Annotated in this window: 2 protein-coding genes and 1 pseudogene; 2 read left to right on the top strand and 1 reads right to left on the bottom strand. The window is 52.4% G+C overall.

All coding sequences use genetic code 11. The features are described from left to right. A partial coding sequence (locus ACEW8P_RS21325) for a TrmH family RNA methyltransferase (protein ID WP_373515092.1) occupies window positions 1-665 on the bottom strand: 665 nt, incomplete at its 3' end. On the opposite strand from ACEW8P_RS21325, the gene ACEW8P_RS21320 reads away from it, so the two are divergent. Further along, on the top strand, window positions 656-3,142 hold the full coding sequence (locus ACEW8P_RS21320; RefSeq protein ID WP_373515091.1) for a BamA/TamA family outer membrane protein: 2,487 nt from the start codon (window positions 656-658) through the stop codon (window positions 3,140-3,142). The genes ACEW8P_RS21325 and ACEW8P_RS21320 overlap by 10 nt on opposite strands. A gap of 207 nt (window positions 3,143-3,349) precedes the next feature. Next, a pseudogene (locus tag ACEW8P_RS21315) lies at window positions 3,350-3,910 on the top strand (tRNA (N6-isopentenyl adenosine(37)-C2)-methylthiotransferase MiaB); the annotation flags it as partial.

The raw sequence follows: 3,910 nt of genomic DNA, 5'->3' as shown, positions 1-3,910 counted from the left end.
ACGCGGTGCTGAATATGCTTCGCTACTTCTGGGCCGATACCCCGTGACTCGTTGCCCATCACGATGTACCCACCCTGCTTTGGAAAAGTAAAATCGTATAAAGATTCTCCTTCCAAAAATGCGCCAATAAGCGCATTGCCTCTGTCGTGTTTTTCTATAAATTCCGGCAAATCAGTATAAAAAGCCTGCACCCGTGTGAAAGACCCCTTGCTGGCGGCGATGACTTTGGGGTTGTAAAAATCGGTGGTGCTGGGCGAACAGACAATTTTTGTGATCCCGTACCAGTCCGCGATGCGCAGGATGGTGCCGAGATTACCGGGGTCGCGAACGTCGTCCAATATAAGCGCATATTCACCATTTTCCGCACGCAAAAAACCGTTTTCTTTCGTTTTTGCTACGGCCAGGCAGGCGTCGTTGCTTTGGAAAGTACCGAGGCGATCCATTTCGGCGGGGGCGGCGGGAATCCAGGTAACGGCGGGACGGGACGAATTACTTCCGTATTTTTGCAAAAAATCGTTGGTAGACACCACGAGTTCCGTCTTGTAGTCGGAACCCAGCAGTTCGAGAACGCTCTTGGCACCTTCGACCACAAAAGCCCCGTGTTGCTGACGGTACTTTTTGATTTTCAGCGAATTGATATACTTGATCTGGTTTTTTGAGAGCATTGGATAGCGCGCGTTTCGTTTCGGGTATTGGGCTTTTTTTTGTCCTGATAGCGGTTGGTTTGGCGGGCTGTGTCCGGCAACCCTCCGGCGAGGAAGCGCGGTACCTCCTGGGAACAACTACTTTCAAAGGCAACAAAGTCATCAGGGACAGCGAATTGGAAGCCTTGATTCCGCAGAAGCCCAATCGCCGTTTTCTGGGTTTGCCGCTGTACCCTTACCTGGCTTTTTACCAGGCCGCCAGCGTGACCTATAACCCCGCCTACCACCAGCGCAAGTTAGATTCCCTCACGCTGGAATACCAGCGAAAAAGCGACAGCCTGGCAGATGCTCCCCGCCAATTAAAGAAAATCCAGCGAAGATACACCCGCAAAATCGCTCGCACCAAACGCCGCCTGACCGAGGGCAACGACTTCATGCGCATCTTCGGCGAGCCGCCCGTCTATTTCGACTCGGTAGCCGTGACCAAAAACGCGGAGAAGGTACGTGGCTATTTGTTCAATAATGGCTTTTTTGAAAACGAGGTCCGCTTCACCACCGATACTACCTTCCGCCGCATCCATACTACCTATTCAATCCAGGAAAACCGTCCGACGCGCCTACGCGAGGTTCGGTACAGCATTCCCGACCCGCGCGTGGACAGTCTGGTGGAAGCGGAGCCGAGCGGTTCTTTCCTCAAAAGCAATGATCGTTACAAGGGAAGTTCCTTCGAGGATGAGCGGATCAGAATTGAAACCCTGCTCCGCGACAATGGCTATTATGGCTTCTCACGGCAGTCGGTCACCTACCTGGTCAACGACACCATATCGGCACCCGCGACGGACAGTCTTTTCAAGCAGGTGGACGTCTTTGTAAGGGTGGAGGCACCCGATGGTCAGGAGTATTTCAAAACCTATCCCGTCGAATCCGTACAGTTCGAGGTACTGCCGCCGGGCACTTTGCCCGATTCTTTATTTCAAAAAGACACAACCCGCTTTCAGGATATTCGCTACGTTTTTACGGATAAAAAATTCTCGCCCCGCATTCTGAACAGCAAGATGCTGATCCGTCCGGGCAAGCTATACAGCCAGCAAGATGAGCGCGAAACGCAGCGACAACTCTCGCTTACCGACCAGTTTCGCTTTGTCAATTACGGATTCGACACCACAGCGCAAGGACTGAAAGGCTACTTCCGCGCTATTCCGCTTGACAAATACCAGGTCACGGCAGACGTGGGTATGAACGTGATTCAGCTCCAACAAGCACCCGGCCCTTTCGCCAATCTTTCGTACAAAATCAGGAATGTTTTCAACGGGCTGGAAAACTTCGAAGTCAACCTGCGCGGCGGTGTGGAGGCGGTGACGGGTTTCAACGACGGTAACCTTTACCGCAGCCAGGAACTGAGCGTGAACACTTCGTTACTTTTTCCGCAATTGCTTTTCCCCGGCGGCAACCTGCGGTACCGCTTCGGGCGGTACAATCCCCGGACGCAGGTCGGACTTGGCTATAACTACGTCAACCGGCCTGAGTACGCACGTTCAAATGCGAAGGCGGCGATGACCTACACGCTCCAACCTTCCACCACGACATTCATCAACCTCTCTTTGCTGGACCTCAACGTACTGAACACGACTCGTCAAGCGCCGGAATTCGCCCTTCTACTGGAAACATTGCGCGCGCAGGGCAACAATTTATATAATAGCTTTCGCCGCTCCTTCGTATCGGACATCAATTTTACTTTTGTCCACAACACCAACTCTTTCATCGGCCTGCCCAAAAATGCCGATTATCTGCGCGTGGCGTTGGAATCGGGCGGCACAAGTATTGGTATATTGCCCAAGCAGCAACAACTGATAGAAAATATATTCGGTAACGACCTCCAATTTTTCCAGTACCTGCGCTGGAACGTGGACTACCGAAAGTACTGGCCCGTGGCGCGGCGGTCGTCGTTTGTGGCGCGGGTCAATGCGGGTAGCGTGTACAGCTACGGGGTAAATTCGGTACCGCCCTACGAAAAGTACTTTTTTGCGGGTGGCTCCAACAGCGTGCGGGCCTGGTTGCCGCGTCGACTCGGGCCTGGTTCGTCGCCGCCCCGCATCACCAGCGCCAATTTCACAGTGGAGGCCCCCGGCGAGCTACTGTTGGAGGGGAATCTGGAGTACCGGGGCCACTTGTTTCATTTTTTTGGCGATATCAACTATGCCCTCTTTCTGGACGCGGGCAACGTCTGGACATTGCCCACTACGACCAGCGCCCAAACGGGTGAATTCGCGGCGGGCGACTTTCGCTGGGGCGAATTTACCAAGCAAATTGCCCTCGGCACGGGCTTTGGCCTGCGCTATGATTTACAGTACTTCGTCCTGCGTTTTGATTTTGGCCTGAAAATCTACGATCCCAATCGCCAGGAATTTGTGCTGAATGAGTTTTCCTGGAAACAACCATTCAGCCCCCGACAGCCGAACTACCTTAATTTTAATTTGGGAGTGGGATATCCTTTTTAAGTTGAGAGTTGAGAGTTGAATTTACCCGAGTTTGGGCGAGCTGATTATTAAAATTTGTTAAGTGGTGAGTAATTCGGCGATCAGCCTGCCACTTTGTCAGTAATTTCAGTAATTTTGCAGTCCAAACTAAGTGGTGGTCGCCATTCCGCACCACCGCGACGGCACGCATGGGCCGACCATCTCAACGATTACACGATTACACAACCAATGAGTTTTGACTTAAAAATATTGACTTCCGAAGACAAAGAAGCTTGCGAAACGGTCAAAGTGAGCGAGGAGGAGGTTTCTTTGGATAAAAAAAAGCTATTCATCGAGAGCTACGGTTGTCAGATGAATTTCTCGGACAGCGAGATCGTCGCCTCCGTCATGCGCGGCGCGGGGTTCGCCACGACTTCAAACGAGCGGGACGCCGACCTGATTTTCCTGAACACCTGCGCCATCCGTGACAACGCTGAGCAGAAAGTCCGCAATCGCCTCAAACAGCTCAATCATTTAAAGAAGAAAAAACCCGGCTTACTCATTGGGGTACTTGGTTGCATGGCTGAGCGACTGAAAGCCAAGCTATTGGAGGAAGAAAAAATGGTGGACATCGTTACTGGCCCCGACGCCTACCGCGATCTGCCTCGTCTGATCGAGGAGGCCGAAACCGGGCAAAAAGCGGTAAATGTTCTGCTCTCCCGCGAAGAAACTTACGCCGACATTTCACCCATTCGCCTGAACTCCAACGGCGTGACGGCCTTTATTTCTATCATGCGGGGCTGTAACAAC

It is taken from the genome of Persicitalea sp. (assembly GCF_041751555.1).
In the GTDB taxonomy this organism is placed as follows: domain Bacteria; phylum Bacteroidota; class Bacteroidia; order Cytophagales; family Spirosomataceae; genus Persicitalea.
The sequence above is the reverse complement of the archived record's forward strand: the minus strand, read 5'-3'. Positions and strand labels throughout refer to the sequence as shown.